The organism is Chryseobacterium taeanense (genome assembly GCF_900099685.1).
Classification (GTDB): domain Bacteria; phylum Bacteroidota; class Bacteroidia; order Flavobacteriales; family Weeksellaceae; genus Chryseobacterium; species Chryseobacterium taeanense.
Genome location: NZ_FNDW01000002.1, coordinates 382,328 through 409,051 on the forward strand (window position 1 = coordinate 382,328; position 26,724 = coordinate 409,051).

The following is a 26,724-nucleotide window of genomic DNA, read 5'->3' on the forward strand; positions in this document are numbered from 1 at the left end:
AGTCACCATTAATTGAGAATACGATCTTCAGTGATATTTAATTTTAAGGAATGGGCAACTCTTTTTCCTGCGGTATCACAAAAATCCAGTCCGGAATAATCGGGATTAAGGCCTGCAATAAATGGAACTGACATGATAAAAAGGGATGGTGTCGCTTTTCCATAATAATCAAGTGCCTGAAAATGATCGTTGATGTTGAGACCATCAACACGCAGATAAAAATTGTCAGGTTCTATTTTAAGGATATTTTTACTGTTCTTCTCAAACTGTTGTTTCCCACTATCTGTATCTTTAAATTTAAGATATCCTGAGCTTATGATTCCGTCCTCACGTAATGTTTTAAAAGGAATATCATTGAACTGTACCGGCTGCTGACCAATAGCATCTACATACATTCTGTAATGATCGTTTTTTTTATCTCCTTCAGAATCGACATAATGATAAACAATTCCTTCAGCGGAATGAGGCTCTACGTAGCTTTCATCGTCCACGCTTACCAGTTTAATCAGCCCCGCATTGTACAGGGCTATGATTTCTTTATACGATGACTGAGGTAACGAAGCAATAATCACGGAGATGAGAGGAAGGAGTGTCTTTCTCATCCGGATCATATCTTCTGCCGAAAAGTGTTTAGCAGGGTAGTTAATTGCATAGCTGAACGCAGCAAGTGTTTCTTTCCAGGCAATGGTCTGATGCCGGTCGATTGATTTCTCAGCTTCATAATATTCTGCTTTGAAAAGCTCAAAACTGTCAAGTTCTTCACGGATACTGAGCATTTTTTCTACAAATTCTTCTATAGAAAGGTCTTTGATTTCCTGATAGAACTTTTCATTCTTCTTTCTCAGCGGTTGCTTGAAGTTTCGCTCAAATACGTAATCCAGATCTACAAATCCACCGTGGTTGCTTTTATATTCAAAGATTTCGTCCTGAGACATGATCCAGCCCTCAGAAAATGCACTTCCTTCAGAATGAAACCGTAATGCCGGTAAATAGCCTCTTTTTGAGAAAAGGGTAAGAGAAAAGTTGTTGCTTTCTTCGTGTAAAGTATAAACAAGATCATCTTTTTCTTCACTGAATATCCCATTAAGACGGGCAAGGGTTTTTATGGCATCTACAGCGGTAAGAGAAGTTCCGCGTATGGCGACGGGATGGTTGGTGATCTCTGAGAATTTGGAAGGCGGGTAGGGGGAATCATACCAGCCGGGAATATTTTCTTCATGTACTTTAGGCCAGTGATGTCCGGTACAGATTACAGCTGCAGAACATTCATATACATCATCCTCATTAGTGATAATTTCAAAATAATCTTCTTTTTTACGAATATCAGTAACGGTTGTTTCGGTACAGACTTTTACCTGAACGCCGTGCTTCCGGATATCATTCAGAAGAATTTTAAACTGCTCTTCAAGATAGTCGCCCAACACAAGCCTGGGGATAACTTTATATTCGTTGATTTCCTGGTAATTACCGAAGCCATCGTAATCTTTATGAGGCTTACGTTTAATGAAAGAGGTGAAGGTTTCCGGCAATTCCGGGAGTTCATTGGCAGACACATTGGCTACATGTTCATGAGCCGCGCCTTGTGTGCTGTAAGGCATTCCTGCGCCCAGTCGTGTGCTTTTTTCAAAGATATATATTGTGTGGGGATATACGTTTTCGGAGATCAGATGTTTAACAACAAATAATGCTGCCGGGCCGCCCCCGATAATCCCGATACTATCGATTTTTTCCATATTTAAATTTCTGTCTTCAGTGATTGTAATGTTGCAGGCAATAGCTGTAATATTGATTTGATATCAATTATTTTCTTTTGATTGCAATTGCTGTGTAACCTTCAAAGCGTATGCCACTATCAGCCTGTTTTAGAGAATGTGGTACAATATGATAGACGGGGAGAAAGAATATTTTAAGAACAATACGATTATATCATACGTGCAAATTCTTCAGCAAATATTTTCACCTGGAGCGGTCTTTTCTTATCGTCAACATCAAGTCTGTTGTAGAATCCTGTCTTTACAATAACCAATTGTTTTTCCGGAATCATGATGATAAATTGTCCCAGGAAACCATAGAAAAAACGATATTGGAGCTGATGTTCATCGTCTGCCCAAATGGTAAAGCAGAATGCATCGTTTGTTTTCGTGGGAGTAAGCATCCTTTTACAGTATTCTTCACTGATGAGCTGCTTTCCTTTCCAGCGTCCGTTCTGCATGATAAGCTGTCCGATCTTTGCAAAATCTCTTGCCGTCGCATGAATACAGCAAAAAGCTTTCTCAACTCCTTGCTTGTCGATGCTCCATTTTGCCGGAGATTCCATCCCCAGGGGTTTCCATATTTTTTCAGAAAGGTAATCTGCGAGATTTTTCCGGGTGACTTTTCTTAAAGCTAAACCGAGAATCTGCGCGGCAACGCTTTGGTATTCGTAATTGTGTCCGGGCATTTCTTTAAACCCGATATCAAAAGCTTGCCCGGCAAGATCTTCTACAAAGTACTGTTTTGAGTTTTCCGAGAAAGGGTGGTGGTATTCTTCTTCCCAGTCCAGCCCAGCCTGCATCGTCATTAGATGCCTGAAGGTAAGATGTTTTCCGTAACGGCTGTTTTTATAATGAGGGAAAACAGAGGATATCAGCTGATTTTCAGATTCCAGATAACCGTCGTCAATGGCACATCCCACTAATATGGAAAGGATACCTTTCGCCATTGAAAAAGAATTCATTAATGAAGATGCATCATGATCATTCCAGTATTCTTCATAAAGAAGTTTGCTATCGCGGATAACGAGGAGAGATGAGGCACGCGTTTTTTTCAGTTCTCCGACGAGTTTTTCTGTAAGCACACCGGTATTATAGTTCTGGTCTTTTTTCCATGGCTCGGGATGAAGATTGGGAATACTGCGTGAGGGAAATTTTTCTCCATCATCAATTGATGGCGTTATCGGGCCTTTATTCACATTCATCGCCAAAGCTTTAAAGATGAATCCATACCCGGACAGATAGATGGCTGCGGCAATTGCTGAAGTTCCGGCTATAATGTACGTCAGAGTTTTTTTCATATGATTACGCTTGATGTCTTGCAGCTTTGTTTTGTAGATTTATTTTCATTCAAAGGATGTGCCGTAGGCTATAAATGATAAAAGAGACCATTGTGGTCTCTTCAGTTTTTTGTTGTATTATCTTTTTTGATATTCATTCAATATTTAGATGCTTGTTTTCTGACCAACAAGATTTTCGATCTTTACAAGAACTGCATCAATATCAAAAGGTTTGCTTACAAATTCATCGGCGTTGCATCTGCTGGTTACTTCCGTGTCTTTGGCGTGTGCGCTCATAATCATGATCGGGATATTTGCTGTTTCAGGATCGTTTCTTAAAGCATTACAAACCTCAATCCCGGATCCGTCGGGCATCATGACATCCAGTATAAAGATATCAGGTTTTACCGAATTATCTCTTTTGTTGAAGGCATCAACCGTAGAGAAAGAACGAACATCATAATCTTCAAATGACAGGAGCAATTGTAATGCATCTCTGATGCCTGTCTCATCTTCAAGTATAAAAATTGTTTTCATATCGGTTGCCGGGCAAAAACGAAGCCAATCTTTATTACGGACTGAAAAATAATAAAAAATCCGCCTCTGAAAAGAGACGGATTATGTTTCACTAAAGACAAAATATTGTCTTGTAAACGATTAGTTTATTTTAAGGATATTAAGACCAGATTCTCCCGTAGCTACAAATGCAAGATTGTTGCTGATGTAGATGTAGTTTGCAGAAGCGCTCAGTTTGTAATAACCTACTACCTTAAAGGTATTTTTGTTCAGAACAATTACCCCGTCTGTACCATTAGCAAGATAAAGATAACAGTTGTTTACGGCAACAGCATTGGTAAGACCTGTCTGGCTGAATACATTCTGATCATTTACCTTGAAGTTTCTAGGAATGAAGTTATTCATCAGCTGTCCGTCGCTTAATCTGATTTTAGCTACCCCTTTATCACTTAAAGCAACATATACGTATTCATCATCTAGCACGATTACATTTTTACCATCAGTAACAGTTTGTGCAAGAGTACTGTAATTGTACACTTTCGGATTTGAACCGTCGTTGTTGGCAATTCTAAGTGATGCTCCGGTTGCCTGAACAGCAAGGAATACCTGATAAGTATTATTGTGCGCTACATATTTAGCTCTTTCACCAGCAAAATTATACTGATCTGTTATAGCATATGCATTGTTTGGATCAAGCTTAAAGAATCCTCCTCCTGTTGTACCTGTAGAAGCATATAGATAATTGTTGTAGAAGTAAGAATTTTTTGCCGTAGAGCTAGGAAGCTTATAATTCAGGAATGAAGACAGATCCTGAGTGCTGAATGTATTGTTAACAAGTGGAGCGGTAACAAGTTTAGCACCGTTTTTATCTCCACCTACAGCATACAGCTTATTATTATCAACATCTACATTGTTGAATTCTATGTTGTTGAACAATGCTTCATTCACCAAAGAAGGGGAGTTGTAGTCAGTTACATTGAAGATTCTGATGGCTCCTTTTGTATTGCTTCCTGCAACCGCGTCATTCGTATGGTACGATACATAAGCAAAACCATTGTTGATGGTAACACCTGTTGCGCTTAGCGTCGTATTGCTGATCGATGGGCTTGCCACGTTTGCCACTAATGTAAACTGCAGCTGATCGTCTGAACACGGAGCATTACCTTTCTGAGGCGTACATTCGTTTGCCTGAATGTAGGCATTTGAATTTATAGTAACCTGGTTGTTGATCTTATTTTGTATTGCAGTATAAGAAGTATTCACAAAGTTCAGGTCAATATGTCCCATGAAAGCAATATTCGCATTAATATTCCCGAAAGACATATTGGAGAAGTCCATTCTTGAAAAGCCGTCTCCGTTTCCGTTAGCTTTTATCTTACCGTCTATCGATACAGTTCCGCCGGTAACTTCAGTGTATGACTGACCTTTAAGATTCAGGGATCCTGAGCCGTTGATATGGAATCCTTTCTCGAATGTAAGATATCCTTCATTATTCAGGCTTGAATTCAGGTAATTGTTTGGTGCATTGAAAACCATTCTACAGTAATTGTTTACGATAGAACTACCATTCAGACTCTCGGAATTGCTAAAGTTTAAATTGTTGTAATTGTTGATGATACCATCAACAGATCCTGTAGTATAGGTTACAAATCCGTAGTTGTCTAATTTACCTGCAGAATTCAGGTGAAAATTGACAGTACTTAAGATTTTACCGTTGTTTCCAACTTCCACTCTACCACCATTGGGAACATTGAGCCAGTTTGATCCGCCCAGTTCACCAAGAATGATGATCTTACCTCCCGAGTTGAAATTGAACCCACCTGTAAAGGTAGTTCCTTCCGGGATGTAGTACGTTTCTCCGTTGTTAATGTTATACCAGTTATTACCTACTGCAGCTATTGCTCCAGCAAGGTTTGGGGTATAAGTTGTTTTGTTCTGCAATGCAGAAAGTTTCTGACCGCTCTGGTCGAACTTGATAAAGTTAACAGCTGAGTTCTTAATCTCAATACTTTTGTTGAGATCTCCGCTTCCGTAACGAAGGGTAATGTCTCCATTGGTAATAGAGTTTGAACTCTCATTGTTTTCAGAAAGTGAATTTTCTTCTGAAGAACACCCGGTTGCAGCAATAAGAAGGAATAATCCCACTGCTACGCTTAGCTTTTTTTTCATTAAGGGTAAATGTTATTTAATTTTATTAAGGGTTTTGATTATTAAAAATTTATGCACCAAATTCTCGAGCCTTTTTTGAGGTTTTCTGAGGATTCCACGGGTCTTTATAGGAATCATAAAAAAAGAATTCATCAATATAGGCAATTGTTCTTACGATCCTCATAAAGTATCCCATATACAAAGGATAGAGTGGTACGTAGATGATTTTTGATAAATACTTTCTTTTATTTTTCACTATTAACAAGCAAATAATAAACTGCGTAAAATACAGCAGTAAGTATATTAAATATTTGAAAGGCAGCCAGAAAAGTAAAAATTCCGGATTTTCAATTATTATTCTGAACATGTAAACCATCCAGGTGATATCTAATACCAATCCGAAGAATACATTTTCAAAAAACGAAAAGAAATTTGTCCATCTGAAATTCTTATTTGGAAGCCATATATCATAATGTTTTCTAAGTCTGAAACGAACCAGCGACCGCGACCATCGTAACCTCTGCTTGGCCAGTTTTGCCCATTCTACCGGAACGTGGGTATTGCATATCGCAGTTTGTTCGAAGTGGATATCATAGCCGATCTTTCTGATTTTCACGGTAAGATCTCCATCGAGACCGGGTCCTACATCCCATCCGCCGACTCTCATCAATATATTCCTCGGAAAAATTCCGAATGCGCCCGAAATAATCTTATAAAGCCCGAGAGTAGAAGTTACAATTCTCGAAATGCTTATCGACTGCTGGTATTCCAGATACTGCATCGTGGCCGTGAGAGATTCTTCATCATTTCTTACCATAAGGTTTCCGCCCACGCCACCTAGATTTTTATATACATAGAAAGGGAGCAGAGATTTTTGTATAGCATCGTGTTCCAAAGAAGAGTCTGCATCGATATGCACTATAAATTTTCCTTTCGAGTATTTTAAACCAATATTTGCGGCTGAAGCTTTTCCTCCACGGATTTCCGAGCGGATGAATTTTGTGATCAGACCATTTTCTTCGAAAGATCTTCCGATAATTCCTGTATAATCTGTAGAACCGTCATCAACAACTATAATTTCTAAATTTTTATAGGTCTGTTTCCTCATAGACATCACCATTTTATGAAGATGTTTACCTTCATTATGGCCGGGAACAAGAACTGTGACAAGCGGAAGCTCAGTCATCAGCTTTTTATTAGCCTGTTTCCATTTATCATGATTCAGAAAACGTTTTCTGAAGGTCGCAAAAAGAACAACTACTTCGAGAATGAGAAATCTTGGGATATCTATAATAAAGACATACCATCCCCAGTTCAGAATTTTGGGCCAATTCGAGAACCTTAGATTTGAAAAGATTATTTCCCAGAAACTTTCCACGTTTGTTACTAATTGAGAATTTCGTTAATCGCCTTCAGGGTGAGTTTATAATTATAAATCTTTTCCAGATTCAGTTCGGAAGGAGCTTGCTCTGTTTTGCAGTTTATGCAATGAACCCCAACCAGTGGTTTCTGGAATTCATTTTTACAGATTTCGTTCAGACAATAAAATACTTTGCCCGGCTTATCATAATCCACACCTATGTTTTTCAGCTCCATGCTGCACTTTGGGCAGATAAGCTTATCTCCTTTCTGGAATCTTGGTTCAGTACCTACATAAGCACATCTGAAATGATGTATCAGTACCCTTACCTGGAGATTGTGCTCTTTACATTTCGGACACTCTTCACGGTAATTCAGAAAACCTGAATTGCATTTTTTGCAGATGTGCGAAGTATCTACATATTCTCTTCTAAGAAGATCATGCTCAAAAGCGTGGTGCAGTAAATCCCTGCCTTTAACGTATGCATCGGTAATATTGGTATAATGCGCTTCAATTCTAGGATAGCAATAACCACTGAGAGAACCGGAGCTTTCGTAGTGTTCAATATCTTTATTTCTTGAATAATAGTAAAGCAGTGTTCTTTTCAGTACATCCTCTTCATGAATTGAAGTATTATCCAGTTTTTTTATAAAGTTTAAAATAAATCTTATATATGGTATCTTATTTTGAATATTTATTTTCTGAATATATCCATCTGATAAATTTTTCAGATTACAGTTATTAGATTCTTTATAAACTTTCTTTAATTCTTTTTGAAGGAAGACTGGTTTTAGAAAAACTTTAGGATCAGGATGTCTGATCGCGGTAATTAAAAAATCTTTTACCTTACATGCATTGTCATTGTTTATAATCCAGATGTCTGATCTTTCAATGTCGGGAATTTCATTTCTGTCGATAAAGTCCTCAAGGAGCTGAGCACGCATACCGTTTTCAAGGGTTAATATTTTTTCAGGCATATGTATGTTTTTATGTAAATTTTAATTTCCTCACTTTAACGGGAATGTTACTGATATTAACGACATCCCATGACTTGCCGTTTAATGGTACAATATCAATAACTACACCGTATTTATTATCATCAATACTTTTATTAATTAAGGTGTTATCTTTTATCTCAGAGATAGAGTAAATCTTTCTTACTTTACCTGTAATTGTATGGAAGGTGTAAGGCAATTTAATCTCTACATGATCTCCTTCATGGAAATCTTCAACATCACTGATGTCGATATAAGCCTGCACATACTGAATTTTATCAATTACTGAAGTAACAATATCAGATTTATAAGCAACCTGACCTCTCATTATACGGAAACGGTCTACATTTCCGTTAACAGGCGAAGTGTAATAATTCTGGATCGTAGAAACTTGGTTTTGCTGCTTCTCAAGAAAGTTTTTATTATTATTGATCGATGACATTTTTGCCATATCATCCTTTAAAGCCTTAATATCTGCATTAAGAGAAGAAATTTCGTACTGAAGATCGTCAATAGAACGGTCTACGTTAGCAAGCTCATTTGGCGTAATCTGATTAATGTACACCAGCTTTTCTTTTCTTCTTTTTTCATCTTTCCAGAAAGCCAGTCTTTTTCTCATATCTGCTACGAGGCTCTGCTTTTTTGCAATCTGCGACCCCATGGATACAAGCTGATTTTCAAAAGTTGTATTGTTAACCTGATTTTTTAATGAATCCATCACCAAATCTTTGCGTAAATTGGTATCATAAAATTCATAGCTGAAAAGGGTATCCCCCTTTTTTATGGCATAACCTTCTTTTACTTTATAATCAATAACCCTTACATCACTTGTAAATTTTACATCAAACTGTTGATGCATTAGGAATCCGTCTGCATAATCAAAGATCCAGGAAGATATCAGCCATCTGAGAAAAGAAAAGACGAGCACCAACAAAATTGCAAAATAAATCCAGCGATCCCATTTCCGTTTTTTTACGGGCTTTTCAAACGGTTCTTCAGATATACTATCATTGTTAAAATTGATTTCCATTATGGTTTAAAGTTATTCATTTGTGATAAATCGTAGTATCCTATTTGGGCAACACCTGCAGTCTGCACAGTTGCTTCTGCATCAAGAAGATCGCTGAAATTCTGAAAATCATTAATACGGAAAACCCATACATAATAATCAGGCCCCAATATGTCTCTTATGACAGATGTTTTATTTAGTTTTTTATCAAGGCTCAGCACATCGTAAGCCATGATATAAGCCTTAGTGTTGTTATTAGATAATGCCGTTGCAACTTCAGACGGCAAATGCATCGGAACACTTACTCCCAGCCCCATATTATTCTGGTCGCACCATGTTTTAGAGTTGGTGAACAGATTAATGAGTCTTTGTGCATAAAGATCAACATTGGCCTTATAATCATCAAAAGTATGAGGTTCGATATCAAGATGTACCCCTGCAAATCCTTGGTTTTTAGCCTCCTGAAGCACAAGCTGTAAGTCTGTGAAACCATCATCTGTTTTAGCATAAGAATTTTCACCGATAAGTCGGTACACTACAATATTGTTTTCTGCTGCTTTCGTCATAAAATCTACAACTTTTGGCATATCGGGCGTTTTACCAACAGATAGGAAAATTTTGTTAATATGCCAGTGATTCATCAGATTGATAATGTAAGTATTAGAGTAGTTGGTAAAGAAACTGCTCCAGATATACGTTTCATTTCCTGCGTTATCGTCGTTGGTCGCACTTTGCAAAGATTGTGTATTATAATCTGTACCTGAAATCATTCTGTAATCAAGGTATTTTTCATACAGATCAGATTTTTTTTCACAGATCTGTATTTGGTTATTTAAAAACTTTTCAGCAGTATCAAGATATCCTGCCGGGCTGAAGGTGTTGCTCTTCTCGTTGGAAGATTTTGTCTTAAGCTCAGATTCCAGATAAGTACTTTCACTTTGCAGGATCTCTATTTCAGATTTTAGCAGATAATAATCTCTGAACATATTGCTTAGATTGTTTCGGTAAATCGTCTGCATATCCCTGAGACTGTTTTCTTTAAGCTTCAGATCACTTTCGTTTTCAATATCAGATTTACTTCTGCTTATAGGAAGGTTTATGGTAGCTCCTACGCTGGCAAAATTCCTATCTCTCGACATTGCCGAATAGTAATTGTAACGAAATTTAAATCTAAGATCAAGCTGTTTATCTCTTTTTTGTTTAATATCAGATATTTCCTTCTGCATTTTCAGAGCCGTTTCTTTATCCTTTATCAAAGCGTTCAGGTTGATATTTTCTACAGGAATAAGATCCGGAATTTCGGCATACAGGATGTCTTTGGAAACCGTAACTCTGTCGGAAGTTTTAAGAAGACTTTCCAGCGATTTCTTTTCAATGGAAATTTTTTCCAGGCGGTACTTTGCTTCTGCCAGTTCTGCGCTATTTTTAAGTCCTATTTTATTCTGATTTGCCGTGAAATCGTTCAGAAGCTTTAAAATTCTTTCATAATCAGATAAAAGGCTGATCTTCTTCTCGTCAAAAGCAGCTCTTACATGATCGATTTTTGCTCTGTAATCAATTTCTCTTTTATATTTTACTTTATCTAAAAGATCTATGTTTTTTAATTTTTCGTTTAAAGAATTCTGAATTCTCTGACTTCTTAAACTTCCTTCTCCTAACGCAAGCCAGTCTATTCCGGAAGATACTCTTGCACGGTAAAAAATATTTTCATCATCACCAAAGCCCGGACTGAAATTATAGCTCATTTCTGATACCCAGTTCAGGTGAATTTTCTTTTTTTCTTCAGTAGTTCTGATGCTAGATGCAAATTCATTTTTATTCAATGAAACATTGGCAGATGCAAAATCATAAGTCTCTAATCCGGCTGTGTTCTTATTATCGGTAAGAAGGTTTGATATGATTTCTTTTGCAGACTCATATATTTTGTTATACTCAACAGTAAGAGTACTCAATGATTTTGAATTCATCTGTACTGTTGGTCTGTTTTGAGCATTAAAAAAAATGACAACATTCATTACCAATAGAATTTGTAGAACTTTCTGCATATCTTAAAATAATTTTACTGCAAAGTTATTAATTTCTATTAAATTTTTTACAGATATTTAAAATAAGTCGTATTATTTTAATAATATTTTAAAAATTCTTCTATTGGTGAAAAATGCACAAATGTTGAGCTATAAAGCTTTGTAGACCAGTATTATAGTGTATTTTGAAGTAATTAACAGGATTATTGATTTTTTCTAAATTTCTTATTTATCAGAAAAAAATAAATAACTTTAAGGTGATTTAAAATTTGATGTACTCAAAACCTACTTTAGCGGTTAATTAGTAGCTAGAGATTTGCATTTCGGACAAATACCACTAATAACAAAATTATAACTATGAGCAATGAAATTCTCAGGTAATTTAATCTGCGGAACTATATTTTCAATGCAAGTAACATGTTTACATTTTTCGCAATTAAAGTGAAGATGATTGTGAGAATGCCGGTCTTTTTCACAGTGATGGCATTTGGCATAATTAATTACACCATCTACATTAACTATTTTATGAATTTCCCCTTCTTTTTCCAGTCGTTCCAAAACACGGTATATCGTCACACGATTACATAACCCATCGAGTCTTTCCTGTATTTCACTATGTGACAGGGCATTTTCAGTTTTATCGAAAAGATTGAGTATTTCTGTTTTTGCCTGAGTATTACGTATTTGCTTCATATTAATGCAACTTAGTTGCTTTTTAAATTCTTATAATTATCTTTGCAACAAAGTTACAATAAGAATTTTGAATTAAAACTTAATATATCTTTAATGCAACAAAGTGTAATTAAATATTTTTTAGATTTAAATTGCATTCCTAACTCCAATGTAATGAACAGACGTAAATTTTTAAAAGGTTCGGCTTTATTATCAGGTATATTAACATTGAATCCCTGGGATTTGTTTGCAGGACAACATAACGTGCAGACAAAAAAAAGAGAAGCAAAGAACATTATTTTTATGATTAGTGACGGCATGAGTTCTGGAACACTTGCTATGGCAGATCTATATTCACGAAATATTCTTGGCCATGGCGGAAACTGGATGAATCTTTACCGGGAAAATAAAATTTCAAGGGCTTTAATGGATACAGCCTCTGCCAGCTCTATCGTTACAGATTCGGCTGCTGCGAGTTCATCTTTTGGTGGCGGATTTAGAGTAAAGAATGGAGTTCTTAATATAGGCTCCAACGGAGAACACTACCTTCCTGTGTGGCAGAAATTTATGAAAGCGGGAAAAAAAACGGGTTGCGTGACAACAGTAACGATTACTCATGCCACTCCGGCAGGTTTTTGTATTAATTCCGAAAGCCGGAATGCAGAACCAGAGATTGCTGAAATGTATGCCAACATAGGATTTGATGTAATGATGGGTGGAGGAGATGAATTTTTCAATCCTCTAAAAAGGCAAGATAAAAAGGATGTTTATGATCTTTACAAGAAAAAAGGATATGAGGTTCTCAAAACTAAATCGGATCTTAAAAATGTGAAGAAAGACACTAAAATACTCGGTGTTTTCAACACAGGAGCGTTACCTTACAGCATTGACAGGCAAAATACACCAGCTCTGCAGACGATTCCTACACTTGCCGAAATGACTTCATCGGCCATCTCGCAGATGAAAGATCACAAAGAAGGTTTTGTGTTGCAGGTTGAAGGCGGAAAAGTAGACTGGGCGGCTCATGCAAATGATGTTGCAGCTTTGCTTCATGACCAGATTGCTTTTGAGGAGGCATTGAAAGTCGTCATGGATTTTGCCGAAAAAGATGGCAATACACTCGTAATCGTTACTACCGACCACGGAAACGCAAATCCCGGAACAATTTACGGCCCGGAAGCAACGGAGAAATTCAACAGTATAGCAGAATATAAATATACCAATGAGTTTATCCTGAATTCTATTCATGCAGATTTTAATATTCAACAGGTAAAAGACTGGATTTATGAAACCAATACAATAAGACTTACCGACGACGAAGCCAGATATATGCTGAATTTCTATTCCGGTCTTGAAAAACAGGAAGCAGGTCTTTACAATTATAAAAAACTTCCGTTTAAAGCATATTCCGAAATTCAGAAAAAACATAATTCGGTAGGGTGGATCAGTATGGATCATTCCGGAGATTATGTAGAGCTGGCAATGTTTGGCCCCGGAAGCGAACTTTTGCAACCTTTTGTTAAAAATACAGATTTACATTATCTTATGCTAAAAGCGGCTTCAGTAGAGTAAACATTAAACTTTATACAAGATTTCTTTCACTGATTTAAAAATAAATAAACTGCCCTAAAAGTGAAATCCAGCGGAACAGTTTAAATTATGATGTAATGTGAAATTTTTGTTTCAGGTAAAATTTGCTTGTTTTATTGCCGCTTTTTTGACTTTTTTATCAAATATCGGATTTTTGGTGTCAGCAGTTTTTGTAAGCTTTGATGATGGTCTCTGTAGTTTTTAATGCTTACTTCCAGTTTTCTTTTGTTATTCAAATAATCCTGATAGAGATCAGACAATTCTGAAGCACGGATCATGGCATCACATTGTTGCAGCTCAGACTCATCTGCCGTTTCTTTCAACAGAAAACTGTAATATTTTAATCTTTCCGTAAGGCTGTGATGAAATTTTGGCTCTATTCCCTGCATAGTATCTTATTTAAATTTTAACCCTGATAATCCTGCAGCCGGACTGTCACTCTGATACAATATTTTTGGCTGTTCCTGAGGATTTCCGTTATATATTGATTTTGAATAAATTGTATTTAAAACCGATGAAAGCAATACTTCGTCAGGATCTCCTAAAGGACTTAATGGTAGATTTTTAAACTCATTTACCTGAAGTTGTGGTGCAATTCCACTACTGTAATTTCCTTCTCCTTGTGCATTAAAAACTTTATAAATAACAGGATGAATCTGCCAGGTAATTTTTTTAGGTTTTCGTTTGTCTTCTATTACAAATCCTGCCATATCTTTTCCCAACGTTGTATCACCTGCCTGAATCACCTGCAAATAAGGCTTTAGATTATTAATGACAATTTCCGAAGCAGAAGCCGTACTTCCCGAGGTCAACACATAAACTTTACTTAAACCTAAAGAATAAGCCTGTAAAACACTGAAATCAGGAGCGCCGGATGTATAGGCAATCTGTTCTGAAAATGTTCTTTTTACCTCTCCGCCGTTTTTATTTCCTTTATAAATAATGAAGGGCGAATTAGCAGAAATTCCTGACGGAATCAATGAGCAAAGCGCTGCTGCAGACGAAACGGAACCACCATAATTATACCTCAGATCTAAAATAAGTTCCTGAATTCCTAACGATTTAAATTCGGCAAATTTCTGAATGAGAACATTCACCATTCCATCCGGAAAATCATACACATAAAGATAACCTGTCTTTTTCCCGTTTTTTTCAAAAATTTTCGATTCCAGGGGCTGGGAAAGTGAATAGCCATAATAAACTTTAATATCTTTCTCATTTTCAATCGATCCGTTTACCCAGCTGCCGACCGTAAGATCGAGAACCGTATGAGACGGAATAGCAGAAGTCAGCTGTTCTGCATTGGAGGCGGTAATATTCTGTCCGTTAATTTTCTTAATCAACACTCCTCTTTCCAACCCGGCGTTGGAAGCAGGAGAATTTTTAAGAACCAGTTTGATAACCGTTACCACTTCACCTCCTGGCAATTGGAGAAGAGTGTAGTCAAATCCAAACATTGTGCGTACAGAAAGCGGATATGTAGAAGAGTCTGATGTATTGACGATAAATGAAAAACGATCCTGAGGAGACAGTAAACTTTTAAAAAAATCTTTTGTAGGCAAGTGATAGTCCGGTTTTGCAGGCATCTGATCTGCCCAATAATAGTATCTTTTCATACTGTCCTGAACCCAAAGATTCACGTACTCTGTACTTCCTTCGGGGAAATCCGGCGAATCATCATCAGTTCGGTTGCACGATATCATTACTATTGATATGAGTATGAGAACTATTATTTGAATTTTTAAAAACTTTTTCATGAATCTAAGATCTTTTATAAATAATCTGCCACATCGATATCGCCTTTGACAACGACATTTCCGTTTTCCATTTTTTCCTGAAGAACAATCATATTGGCACCGATATCCTGTTTTAAAGTAACTTTTATCAAAGGCTGATTGCTATATGGTTCCGTAGTTCCGGGCTTATAAAGCTCAAGGTAAACAGGAGCCGAAACACTGAAGAAACTATAAATTTTCACTGCTGAAAAATCATTTTTCCCGATATTATCAAATTCTGCAAGGACAAGTCCATTCTCTCTTTTCAAAATACCTTTTACTCCTTCCAGAGAAGATCCTGAAAATTCTCCGAGATTAGGAAAAATAAACTGAAAGCCTACTTTTCCTAAATTTACCTGGGGTTTTACCGCATAGGTTTTTAAGAAAATACCAGGTAGATTAAAGAATGACAGATTGTAGTAATTTTTAAAATTATCATACGTAATGGTATATTTTGCGATCTGAGTTCCGGTCTGGCTGTTATAGATTTCAAGATCGTCCGTTTCGCCTTTGTCAAGAACAAACGAAATTTTTGTTTCAATTTTATCCGTGTAAGAATTTTGTCCGTTAATGGAAATAGGTTGCCCATTCAGTCTCATCTGAATGACATCCGGTTTTGAAAATCCTTTCACGTTCACCTCTGCGGCCTGTTGATCTTTATCAAAAACCTCTAAAGTGCTGTTGTCGGTACATGAAAATAATACGGTAAATATTGTAATTGCTAAGATTTTTTTCATCTTTATTATTTAAATAAAAAATTAATTCAGAAAACTTGCCCTGTCCCGAAAAAAGCACAGGGCAGGAGAATTATAAAAATTGAATTGGATATATTTCTAAATAATGAGTTTTCATGGTTATTGGTTTTATACTGATGAGTTATTTCTTAATGAATTTTACTCTTTCAGTAATCTTTCCGTCTGACACTTTCGCGATGTATGTTCCTGCGGTAAGCGTGCTGACATTTATATTCTTAGAGTAGTTTGTGTTCAGAATTTCCTGACCTGCCATATTGTAAATACTTATTTTTGTAGCATTTTCCTTTAATTCAGGATTTAATTGTAAGCTTAAAGTATTTCCTACAGGGTTTTCCATCACTTTTGTAAGGCTTTTCCCTTTTTTAGTTTCATTTGTTTTTAAAACTGAAGCAAAAATCGTTATTTCATCGATGTTTATGTTTTGTGAATTTGGTGCTGACCCCGTAGTAATTCTGTTTGACCAAAGCCCTATATAGATTTTCTTTCCTGCAAATGCGGAAATATCGATCAGAGATTCTGCAAACTGAGTAAGATCAGTCGGAAGATTTGCTGTTGTAGCACTGAATTTATAAGGAGCTCCTCCTGTATTTTGTGCGTCAGTAGCTAATTGTTGAAAATCTGATAATTCCGGAACCTGTTTTTGCGGTGTACTTACGAAAATATATACATCCCGGCTTACACTGGTGTGAGTAGATCTCTGTCTTCCGATGTAGCCAGCCAAAGTAAGTGTACCTCCTGCATTAGAAAGATCAATCTCAGGAGAGATAATCCAGTCGTTTTCGCCTGCAAAACCGGTTGCGTTTCCTGTAGGAACGAGGTTGATCGAATAACGAAGAACACCTGAGGAGCCGTAGGCAAGACTCGTTCCGTTATGGTAAATGTTTTGTCCCTGCACCCATCCGTTTCCGTTGTTGTTCAAATCATGAAACGTCCATCCCTGCAAATCGGCTGGTGTATCGAAAGAATTAGTCCAGACCGGATATTGGGCAAATATAGCCTGCGACAGAAGAATTACAGATAATAAAATTATTTTTTTCATAATACGAATTATTAATTTATTTAAAAAAAGGAAAAGCAGGGAAAAGCAATCATACTTTCCCTGCATTAAAAATTAATCTACAAGTGAGAAATCATATTTCGTCCAAGTACCTTGGAAGTTTCCACAGTTTCTTGGAGATACATTCCATCCACCATTGTTGAAGAATGGCTGAGACATACCAAAAGCATCTGCAGTCGCAGAAACTACAAGGTTAGCAGCAGGAATACCAGCAGTTCCCAATCCTGTAACAGCGGTAGTGAATCCGTGTACTTTGATTGAGCTGTACGTAGAAGCAGAAGACAATTCAGAACCTGAACCTTCTACTCTGATTCCTGTAGGATATCCTGTAACCACAGCGTCATTTAGGGTCAATCTACCGTTTCTTCTGATATGAATTCCGTTTTCATATTTAGATCCTGTATAAGGAGACGGCGAAGAATAAAGCGGATTAGTCTGTGGCCCTACAATCGTAAGGTTGTTTACTATCGGATGTGTGATTAATGCAGTGGAAGTACCACCAGCATTGTTATCAAGCTCAATACCATTGGTATCAGAAACCTGTCCGCTTACGGTGTGATCTGAATTATAATCTGCCAGCGCCAATGCACAAGTGATTGTCCCTGTATATCCGTTGTCGAAGTCGAAGTTGTCGTCTTCAGCTGCGAAAGAAACTAAGTTGGTAGCGTTTACCGTTCCTCCGAAGAATTCAAAAGAATCGTCCTGACCATAAGAAGCCTGAATATGATCTAAAGTAGTACCACTTCCTACACCAGCAAGTGTCAATGAATTTACTTCATTACCAGAGTTGGCTCCTACAAAGTCATAACCTGCAAACTCAATACGAACGTATTTCATAATTCCGGCACTGTGACTGGCATTATTTCCTCCGAAATAAAAGTCAGGACTTGAAGGAAGACCTTCTACCGTAGTTGTTGTAGGTAAATTGGTAGGAGCATCTCCCAATATAATTACCCCTCCGAAATCTCCCGGTTTTGCTGTCGTATCTTCATCGCCATCCAATAGTCTGTAGCTGGTAAAAACAATTGGCTGGGATTCTGTACCTGTAGCATCGATTGAACCGGTTTTTGTAATAATTAAAACCCCTCTTCCTTCACCAATTGAGTTAGGTTTAGCTTTGATAAATGTTCCCGGCATGATTGTAAGCTTAGCACCATTTTTTACTGCGATGTTACCGTCAAGTTCAATAACTCCGCTCCATGTAGTATTTGAAGTAATATCAGCATTTACGGTAGTTACAGGAAGTGATGAAGCTGTAACATATTCAGCTGAAGTAGACTTCAGATCGAAAGAGTTTGAAGAATCTGCTAAAGAATCATTCTGACAAGCAGTAAGAGATAATGCTGCTACTGCGATTAAAGTTAATTTTCTCATTGTTAAAGTTTTTATCATCAGGCTGATTGTTTTTTTTAGCCTGGATTTAATATTTAGAAATACCCGCCTCTGTATTTCTGCGATTTGGTTTATTGTTACACTTCACACATGAGGAGCTGTAGGGAAGTGTTCCCAATATTTACTGCTATGTTTGGGAAGACATAGGCAGCGGCTTTTTTCCCGAATCAATACTGTGGCGCGCATCATCAGTAAGGTTTATGATTCTTTTCAGGCTGCCGTAACCTGTACATTGCATGAGCTCTTTTCTTATTTTTATAATGATCTTAAAAAGTATAGTTCACACTCAATCCGAATATTCTTCCGCTATAGGCACGGAATAATATTTTATCAATATTCTTATCGTATTTGTCTGTGGCTCCGGGAAGGAGTTCAAGCATTTCTCTTTCAGTCTGCTGGGCACCGCCTTTCGATACAGAATAAGAGTTGTAATTGTTGTAAAATTCTTTTACCCGGTTGAAAATATTTCTTGCATTAAATTTTATCTCTAAGTTTTTGCTTTTAAGAAATTTATATGAGATCTGCGCATCGGCAACAGCATAAGGACGCTGTATCTCTTCTCCGTTGTAGCCGTAGCCCACAGTGATGTACTGATCGCCTTTTGCGTTATATAAAAAACTTAAGCCTAATCGCTCACCATCATACATTACGCCCAAATTGTAAGCGTAAGGAGTCTGTCCGTAAAGCGGTCTCTCTACTTCATAGGTCGCATCTTGATCTGTTGTTTTTGCTCTGTCTTTAAAAGCAATTACTTTGGTGTCATTGTAGGTGAAATTTCCGCTGATGAATAATTTTTCGAGGAAAGAATCTGCTGCGATGAAGCCCAGGCTTTTCCTTATTTCAGCTTCAAATCCTTTTAATTTTGCGTTTTTAGAATTTCCGTTAAAAAGGTGTAAATTCCCTTCGTTGGAAATATATCCTTCTCTTTCAATAGGGCGGTCGATATTTTTATAATATAAACCAGCCGAAAATATTTCTCCAAGTCCTGGAAACCATTCAAATTTAAAATCATAATTATTCACTATGGATGATACCATTTCCATATTGTGAATCAGTCCGTTGGCAATGGGGTCGAAATAGGGAAGCCCTGTTCTTTCATTAAATTGAGGACGGATCGCCATTTTGTTGTAAGCCAGCCTTACATTAATTTTATTGGTAGGGCTGTACGTGAAATTAACTGACGGCATGAACTGCCAGGGTTTATCTTCTACAGGTACTTTATATACATTCTGAGGATCACTGGGATCCAGCTGTTGGGAAATCATATCATATTTAAAATATTCTGCTCTCAGTCCCCAAACCAGTCGGAATTTATTCTTCCAGCGATTATCAAACATGATAAAGCCCGCATGCTGATCTACTTTTCCTTCATATTTTTCATCACTGTAAAGTGGTCTTGTCAGCCAGCCTATACCTCCCGGAACATAATGCGAACCATCAAACCAATCTGATAATAAACCTGTCATTGACAGGATATTAGTTCCGGCTCCTGCTTCATCTACTCTCAGCAAAAATTTCTGCTGCATATTAGTATTACTTTTTGAGGCTCCTGCATAACCTACTTTGATATCATTCTTAAAGTTTCCGAATTCTTTATTCCATTTAAAAGATGCTCCGTAATTATAATCGGTTTCCCGGTTTTCGATATATCCTCTTGCAAAATCACTGGAAGAATTATTTACCTGGTGATAGGCAATAATTTCATTTCCTATAAAGTTGTAAAGAGTCTGATGCAGTGTGTAATCTTTGGTATCCGATGCAACGCCTGTGCGGGCTACAAACCAGTCGATATCAACATTTCCTGCTTTGTGATTTCCTTCAAGTTTATTTTGTAAAAGTGTCTGAAAAACAGGATAGTTGGCATTGTCTGTGTAAGGAGTATCTAAATTTTTTATCTCGTCGGGATTGTTATTGGGAATAATTCCGTTATAAAAATAATGGTAGGCCTTTTCTGCATTGGCCGGCAATCCACTTCCCGATGTATATTCATTCCATCCCGTAATTCTTGTCAGTGTATTATCGTAGATGTGTGTATATGCATTTCTGAAAGAAAATCTGTTCTTACCCAGCTGCAGTCCAAAATTCAACATTCCTGCAACCGTTGAATTATAAGAATAGGATGCTCCCTGATTTTTAAAATCATAAAATTTCACAGGTGACTGCAGATAATCTTCTGCAGTGTTACTGGTAAGGTAAGTCGTATCCAGCCAGTTTCCTCTTCCTGTATGATCTATTGTAAGCTTATTTTGTTCATTTCTCAATACTAAAGCGCCTGCAAATCCCCATTTATTGTTGTTTTTTAACTTATATGTTCTTCCTAATGCAAGCTGTATATTAGATCCCATATCGGCTGTTGTTGCATAATTCGTAAAATTATCATGAGTAAACTGTTTCGACTGTTGGAAAAATAGGGGATCTTCCCAGTTAACGGCTTTCAATCCCATCGGGAAGTCTCTTGTTCCGTCATCATATCCAAAATAATCGTATTTTCCGCGTTGACGGGTGAGAAATTGTTTAAAAGTAGCCTGATCATTATAGGAAGTACCCAAGGTAACTGTCGTGAAATTTTCATTAGGAATATCTTTCGTCCTAATTTCCACATATCCGCCGGCAAAGCTGGCATTCATGTCGGGAGTGGCGGTTTTGCTTACAATGACGCTCTCTACCATAGAGGTCGGAATAATATCGAATGAGAAATTCTGGTTGTAAGCTTCCGTACTGGGAAGGTTAATTCCATCCATTGCGGCAGTATTCCATCGTTCTCCCATAGATCGCACCACTACATATTTATTGTCAATGGTTGTAATTCCCGTTACTCTTTTCAATGTTGCACCCAAATCATTATCAGGTGTTTTGGCAATCTGTTCCGCTGAAATTCCGTCACTCATCTGGGCTGCTTTTTTTTGCTGGGCCAATAATCCGGCCTGAGTATCAGCTTTTCGGGTTCCACGGATCACTACTTCTTTTATATTGGCAATTTTATCTGATGCAGATTTCATCAGGAAAGAAACAGAGTTGGTTTCGTTGTTGCTTACCTGAAGTTTTTCTACACGAAGGGCATTGTATCTTGAAGCTTTCACAGTAAGCGTATAAACTCCGGAAGGAAGATCGATGGTAAATTCTCCGTTGTTATCTGTCACCGTGCTTCTGCCTGCCACATTGATTTCGGCTCCCACAATAGCGTTTCCCACTTCATCGACTACTTTTCCTGAGATTTTTCCGTTTCCCAAAACGGATATTCCTCCTTCATATTTTATCGAAATAAGATCTTTCCGCAAACGGTAAACAACAGGAAGTCCGTTGATTATGTTATCAAGGCAATTGTTGACAGGAATATTTTCACATTTTGCTGATTTCACTTTTAATCCCTGAATATCTGCTTTTGAATACGCCATGCGCATTCGGGTTTTACCGGCAAAATCTTCCAATACCTCGATCAGCGGCTTCTCTGCAGCAACTGAAAACGTCACTTTCTGGGACAGTTCCTGTGCTTCGGTTGCTACCGTAAAGAATAAGGCTGCGGTGGTAAGGCTATACTTCAAACTTCTCATTTTCAAACACTCTTTTAATTAAATTCTTTCTGATTATTGTTTTTTATTTAAGTTATCTTTTAAGGATGTACGTATGTTTCTCTTTATGTACTTCCAATCCCAGAATGAAGGCTAAAGCTTCAATATTTTCATCGGTATTTCCGCCCGTAAAATCGACAGTTATTTTCTTTTCTGCTGTCTCTTTAGGATAGATGATACGAATGTTGTAGTTTTTCTGTAATACATCGGCGACTTCCTTTACACTAACATCATTAAAACTTAAAGACAAAAGAGACGCTGAACCGATTGTTGATTGATTTGCTTTTTTAAATGAAATAACTGCTGCGGTGCGGGCAACTCCGAAATTGGTCCATTTCTGATTAGGTTTAAGAAAAGTAACAGGCACGCCCGCAGATGAAACGGCAACTTTTCCTTCATAAAGATCTACGGCTTTGTCATTTCCGGTTTGTGTGATTTTAAAAACAGTCCCCAATACTTTGGTACTGAAACCTTCTGCATACACAATAAAAGGATGTTTCTTCGATTTAGCGACTGAGAAAATAGCGTCACCTTTCAGATCTACAACACGGGTATCTTCCGGGAAAGACTTCTGAACAGTAAGCTCGGCTCCGGGAAATAATGTAACTACCGACCCATCTTTAAGATATACTTTCTGGTTAACGGCTTCTGCCACATACACATCCGGCTTAAAGAAAGTATTGTAAGTGAAAACGCTTCCTAAAGTTATAAGAAGCAATATAACGGCTGCGATCTGGTAGAAATACTTTCTAAAGCCTGAAGGATGGTGGTGAATAGCCGTTTGGGAAAAGTAAGATTCCAAAGCAAGCAAAACTCTTTCTTTAGAATATTCCATATGTTTTTTATCTAAATTATTCTCAATGCTTATTTTCCATTGGTGTAAAAGCTCGGTTTCCTTATCTGAAATTTTTTCCCCGGAAACTTCTCTCTCCCAAAGCCTGAAAACAAAACCCTGAATATTTTTATATTTTAATTTTTTCATAAATCTTCACTATCAAAACATCGTTACATCTATAAAACAGTGAAATCGGAAAACTTCCCCAAGGTGTATTTAACATTGAATTCATATTGAAAGGGACTTCTTAACAGATTCGGAGATTTGTATTCATTTTCTCAACATTTGCTTCATATTTCTCCTCTTATTTTCAGAAATAATTAATATTGAATTCCTTAAAGTTCACAAAAAGTTAATTTTCCTTTAGGTAATTTTGCATCAGCAATATGAACCAGACAGATCACACATTATTGAGAAAGATAAAAACAGGGGACAGACCTGCTTTTATGATACTTTATGAACGATATTGGAACGATTTGTATCGTTTCGTTTTTGTAAGAACCAAGGATAAAGAGGTAGCTGAAGAGTTGCTGCAAAACCTCTGGATCAGGATACTTGAAAACACAGAGAGCATCCAGACCGATGAAAACGAAAACGCCAAAGGATACCTATTTAGACATCTTCATTACCGGGTTATTGATTATTTCAACAGTCATAAAAAAGAGCTTTCTACAGTGAGTATTGATGAATCTGAAAATTCTTTAGAGATTACCGATACAGAATATTCTGAAATATTGGAAGAAAACGAAATTTCTACACTTTTTGCCATGATTGACGAAGTGGTTTCCAGACTTCCGATGACCGAACAGAAAGTATATGATATGAGAATCCGGAAAAATAAATCTGTAGACGAAACAGCTGAAGCTTTAGGCTTGAGCAATAAAACTGTAAGCAATAAACTCAGTAAAGCAATCGGCGAAATCAGAGATCAGTTGAGTCCCGAATATCAGTCTTCCAAAAAGTTTATTTCTATCATGATTTTGATGGAAGTCCTTACTGTGTGCTAAAATTATTCAACCTAAAGGTTTATTTTTTAATGTAATATATTTTGTTTTCAATAATCAATAAGTGTATTTATATTGTGACAAAGTGTATTTCATATTTTTTGTGGTATAATAAATAATTGATTTTAAATATTTTGGCAAATAAATTGTTACTATATGTACGAGCAAATATTATTTGCTTTTTATTTAACCATTTACATTATATTATGAAAAATTCAATTTTAACTATTCTTGCACTAGCTGCTATGGTAGCGTGTAAGAAAAACCAAACAACAACTTCAGATCAGTCAGCAGATAGTGCTTCTATGATGACACCTGCTGATACTATGATTACAGGAGATTCTGCTACAACAGGCATGACAGATTCTGAGGGGCAAAACAAGATGTTGAGCGAACAGGACAAAAAATTTGCAGATGCAGCAGCAAAAGGAGGGATGATGGAAGTAATGATAGGGGAGCTTGCAGCAACCAATGCCAATAACGCAACTGTTAAATCTTTAGGCGCAATGATGGTGAAAGATCATAGTAAAGCCAATGACGAGCTTAAAAAGTGGGCAGCTGCTACGGGTTATACACTCCCAACCAGCCTTGATGCTGAAAAACAGAAGATGTATGATGATCTGAAAGCAAAAAAAGGGACAGAGTTTAATCGTGCATATACTGATCTTATGGTGACCGACCACAAGGAAGACATCGCTGAATTTAAGAAGCAAGCCGCTGAAGGTTCAGAAACGTCTTTAAAATCTTTTGCCAGTACAACAATTCCTACATTAGAACATCATTTGATGGAATCTGAAAAGGCAAAGAAGGCAGTAAATTAATAGAAATAAAATCATATAATAGCTCCAGGTCTCATACAAAAGTTTGGGACCCGGAATTTTTTATTATGCCTAACTGCTTGAATTTTAATTAAAAAAATAAGTTTAAAATTTAGTTTTCAATAAAAAGAAAAAGAGTAGAGTAGGGCTAAATTAAACCAGTAGTTTTTCTATTTTTGAAACAATGACATCAAGGTCAAATGGTTTGGCAACGAAATCATTTGCTCCGGCATCTGAAGCAATATCATGTCCATCGACACTTGCAGACAAAACAATCACGGAAAGATCTTTTATTTCTCCTGTATTTCTTATAGCTTTTAAAACCTGGTCGCCGGAAAGGAGAGGCATCCACAGATCCAACAAAAGCAAATCTGGTTTGTGAATATGAATTTGTTTTATAAGATTTGTACTGTTAATTTCGGTAAACACAGTAAATCCTTCGGATTCTAAAAGCATCTGCAGGACATCTAATATACCCTGATCGTCGTCACAGACCATTATCTTTTTACTCTTCATTTCATTGATTTTTCATTATAGGTAATGTGAAACTAAATGTAGACCCTTCTCCGACTTCACTTTCTACCCACAGTGTACCTTTATGGTTGGCAATAATTTCATGTGAAATATAAAGTCCTATACCAAGACCAGGAAATTTTTTCTGTATGTGCTTAGCCCTGTAAAAACGCTCAAAAATCTTTGCTTTGTCCTGTGAGCTGATTCCCATCCCGTAATCGGTCACGGAAACTTTTACAAAATTACCAACTCTGTTGATATAAACATCGACTTTATTAGAATCGGGAGAATATTTTATAGCGTTAGAAATCAGGTTATTGATTACTTGTGAGATCTGTAGTTCATCACCGAGAATTGTAGCATTGGTAGTTCCCGATAATTCTATTGTATGGCTTGGAGCAGATACAGAAAGATTATCAACCGTATCTCGAATTGTTTTGTCAATATCAAATGGTTCCAGATGAAGTTCTATATTCCCTGACTGTATTTTTGAAGTATCTAAAAGATCAGATATCAATATATTCAGACGATCTACATAAACTGATACTTTATCCAATGTCTCGTTATACTTTTCAGAAGCTCCATCGGGTTTCATCCGCTGAAGAAGCTGAACCAACCCTTTAATCGTCGTTAATGGGGTTTTCAATTCATGACTGGCTATTGAAAGAAAATCATCTTTTCTGCGGTCAATTTCTTTTTTCTCGGTAATATCTTCAATGGCAATCAGGATTCTGTCTTTATATTGACCTTCAAATTCGATACGGTAAGCATTCACAAGCATTACTTTCTTTCCGATATAAGGGAAATTATGTTCCACTTCATAGTCAATTACCGGATTATTGGTAGGAAGAATCTTCATCAGAAGCTCCCTGAGCGTATCAATATCCCACTGATGATTTCCCAGCTCAAACAGATTTTTACCTACCGTGTCTTCCTTTGTTACTTTAAATGAACTCAAAAAATGATTATTGACACTTAAAACCTTGTAATTTGCATCCAAAACAAGTAGACTTTCTCTTACCGTCTGGATTATACTTGATAGAAATGATTCACTTTCAATAAGCTCCTTCGTTCTTTCCTGAATTTTTCGCTCTACGGAAGATTTTTCCTCCCTTAATTCATGTTCGGCTCTTTTACGATCTGTAATATCATTCTGAACACCAATAAAATGAGTAATTATACCGTCATCATTTTTTACAGGAGAAATAAAAAGTTCATTCCAGAAAAGATCACCATTCTTTTTATAATTTCGGATTTCGACCCTGCAGTCTTTTCCCTCGCTGATAGCTTCTTTGATATATTGTCTTTCGGGTTGAGATCTGTCCTGAGACTGTAAAAAACGGCAGTTGTGACCGATGATTTCATCATACGAATAGCCGCTTATATTTTCAAAGGCTTTGTTGCAGTAAACAATAGGATTATCAGGTTGCAGATTATCTGTAATGATAATTCCGCAGTTTGCTGAGTTTAGTGCCTGTATATATAATTCAATGTTGTTATGCATCGGATATAGTTCTTAAGTCCTTTTTAATTCTTATTTATATGCAATAATAAGGAAAATCCTCACTTTTATAAATTTTTTATAATCATTAATCTTTAACGCAAATAATATGCCTAGACTTTAATCATAATTTTTAATATATTTCATTTTATAGTGATAT

21 protein-coding genes are annotated in these 26,724 nt (G+C 36.7%); 3 read left to right on the top strand and 18 right to left on the bottom strand.

Features of this window, described 5'->3' with window-relative positions; translation table 11 throughout:
• Positions 1–8: 8 nt before the first annotated feature.
• From BLR30_RS04700 to BLR30_RS04740, 9 genes are all read right to left on the bottom strand, one after another.
• Complete coding sequence (locus BLR30_RS04700; RefSeq protein ID WP_089855508.1) at positions 9–1,733, bottom strand: FAD/NAD(P)-binding protein; 1,725 nt, start codon at positions 1,731–1,733, stop codon at positions 9–11.
• Between the two features lie 188 nt (positions 1,734–1,921).
• On the bottom strand, positions 1,922–3,052 hold the full coding sequence (locus tag BLR30_RS04705; RefSeq protein ID WP_089855511.1) for a serine hydrolase domain-containing protein: 1,131 nt from the start codon (positions 3,050–3,052) through the stop codon (positions 1,922–1,924).
• Positions 3,053–3,196: 144 nt separating this feature from the next.
• Positions 3,197–3,568 (bottom strand): response regulator transcription factor, encoded by a 372-nt coding sequence (locus BLR30_RS04710; RefSeq protein WP_089855513.1) that lies wholly within the window; start codon positions 3,566–3,568, stop codon positions 3,197–3,199.
• A 120-nt stretch (positions 3,569–3,688) separates the two neighbouring features.
• Positions 3,689–5,716, bottom strand: coding sequence for an LVIVD repeat-containing protein (locus BLR30_RS04715; protein ID WP_089855516.1), 2,028 nt, complete (start codon positions 5,714–5,716; stop codon positions 3,689–3,691).
• Positions 5,717–5,765: 49 nt separating this feature from the next.
• Complete coding sequence (locus tag BLR30_RS04720; protein WP_228400715.1) at positions 5,766–7,073, bottom strand: glycosyltransferase family 2 protein; 1,308 nt, start codon at positions 7,071–7,073, stop codon at positions 5,766–5,768.
• Positions 7,074–7,081: 8 nt separating this feature from the next.
• Positions 7,082–8,032, bottom strand: a complete 951-nt coding sequence (locus tag BLR30_RS04725) for a TackOD1 domain-containing metal-binding protein (protein WP_089855519.1) — start codon at positions 8,030–8,032, stop codon at positions 7,082–7,084.
• Positions 8,033–8,042: 10 nt separating this feature from the next.
• Complete coding sequence (locus BLR30_RS04730) at positions 8,043–9,080, bottom strand: HlyD family secretion protein (RefSeq protein WP_089855522.1); 1,038 nt, start codon at positions 9,078–9,080, stop codon at positions 8,043–8,045.
• A complete protein-coding gene (locus BLR30_RS04735) occupies positions 9,080–11,104 on the bottom strand; it encodes a hypothetical protein (protein ID WP_089855525.1) in 2,025 nt (674 codons plus the stop codon). Before BLR30_RS04735 ends, BLR30_RS04730 begins: the two co-directional genes overlap by 1 nt.
• Positions 11,105–11,380: 276 nt before the next feature.
• The gene (locus BLR30_RS04740; protein WP_089855528.1) at positions 11,381–11,776 is read right to left on the bottom strand and encodes a Fur family transcriptional regulator; all 396 of its coding nucleotides are present in this window, start codon (positions 11,774–11,776) and stop codon (positions 11,381–11,383) included.
• Between the two features lie 153 nt (positions 11,777–11,929).
• Between BLR30_RS04740 and BLR30_RS04745 the strand changes: the two genes are divergently transcribed.
• A complete protein-coding gene (locus BLR30_RS04745) occupies positions 11,930–13,327 on the top strand; it encodes an alkaline phosphatase (protein WP_089855925.1) in 1,398 nt (465 codons plus the stop codon).
• A gap of 131 nt (positions 13,328–13,458) precedes the next feature.
• Here BLR30_RS04745 and BLR30_RS04750 read toward each other — a convergent pair whose 3' ends face one another.
• The 7 genes from BLR30_RS04750 to BLR30_RS04780 all read right to left on the bottom strand — a co-directional run bounded on the left by BLR30_RS04750 (position 13,459) and on the right by BLR30_RS04780 (position 22,875).
• Positions 13,459–13,734 carry a hypothetical protein gene (locus BLR30_RS04750; protein ID WP_089855532.1) on the bottom strand — a complete coding sequence of 92 codons (276 nt, stop codon included), beginning with the start codon at positions 13,732–13,734 and terminating at the stop codon, positions 13,459–13,461.
• A gap of 6 nt (positions 13,735–13,740) precedes the next feature.
• On the bottom strand, positions 13,741–15,048 hold the full coding sequence (locus tag BLR30_RS04755; RefSeq protein ID WP_228400716.1) for a S41 family peptidase: 1,308 nt from the start codon (positions 15,046–15,048) through the stop codon (positions 13,741–13,743).
• Between the two features lie 68 nt (positions 15,049–15,116).
• Positions 15,117–15,857: a hypothetical protein gene (locus tag BLR30_RS04760; RefSeq protein WP_089855538.1), complete on the bottom strand. Its 741-nt coding sequence runs from the start codon at positions 15,855–15,857 to the stop codon at positions 15,117–15,119.
• Positions 15,858–15,996: 139 nt separating this feature from the next.
• On the bottom strand, positions 15,997–16,914 hold the full coding sequence (locus tag BLR30_RS04765) for a T9SS-dependent choice-of-anchor J family protein (RefSeq protein WP_089855928.1): 918 nt from the start codon (positions 16,912–16,914) through the stop codon (positions 15,997–15,999).
• Positions 16,915–16,986: 72 nt separating this feature from the next.
• Entirely contained in the window at positions 16,987–18,306 is a 1,320-nt protein-coding gene (locus BLR30_RS04770) for a hypothetical protein (RefSeq protein WP_089855541.1), read from the bottom strand.
• Positions 18,307–18,590: 284 nt separating this feature from the next.
• Entirely contained in the window at positions 18,591–21,875 is a 3,285-nt protein-coding gene (locus tag BLR30_RS04775) for a TonB-dependent receptor (protein ID WP_089855544.1), read from the bottom strand.
• A gap of 52 nt (positions 21,876–21,927) precedes the next feature.
• Positions 21,928–22,875, bottom strand: coding sequence for a FecR family protein (locus BLR30_RS04780; RefSeq protein ID WP_089855547.1), 948 nt, complete (start codon positions 22,873–22,875; stop codon positions 21,928–21,930).
• Between the two features lie 239 nt (positions 22,876–23,114).
• Between BLR30_RS04780 and BLR30_RS04785 the strand changes: the two genes are divergently transcribed.
• Both BLR30_RS04785 and BLR30_RS04790 read left to right on the top strand, forming a co-directional pair.
• Positions 23,115–23,735 carry an RNA polymerase sigma factor gene (locus BLR30_RS04785; RefSeq protein WP_089855550.1) on the top strand — a complete coding sequence of 207 codons (621 nt, stop codon included), beginning with the start codon at positions 23,115–23,117 and terminating at the stop codon, positions 23,733–23,735.
• Positions 23,736–23,938: 203 nt separating this feature from the next.
• Positions 23,939–24,553, top strand: coding sequence for a DUF4142 domain-containing protein (locus tag BLR30_RS04790; RefSeq protein WP_089855553.1), 615 nt, complete (start codon positions 23,939–23,941; stop codon positions 24,551–24,553).
• A 150-nt stretch (positions 24,554–24,703) separates the two neighbouring features.
• Here BLR30_RS04790 and BLR30_RS04795 read toward each other — a convergent pair whose 3' ends face one another.
• Positions 24,704–25,066: a response regulator transcription factor gene (locus BLR30_RS04795; protein ID WP_089855556.1), complete on the bottom strand. Its 363-nt coding sequence runs from the start codon at positions 25,064–25,066 to the stop codon at positions 24,704–24,706.
• A gap of 1 nt (position 25,067) precedes the next feature.
• Positions 25,068–26,567 (bottom strand): PAS domain-containing sensor histidine kinase, encoded by a 1,500-nt coding sequence (locus BLR30_RS04800; RefSeq protein WP_089855559.1) that lies wholly within the window; start codon positions 26,565–26,567, stop codon positions 25,068–25,070.
• Positions 26,568–26,724 lie beyond the last annotated feature (157 nt).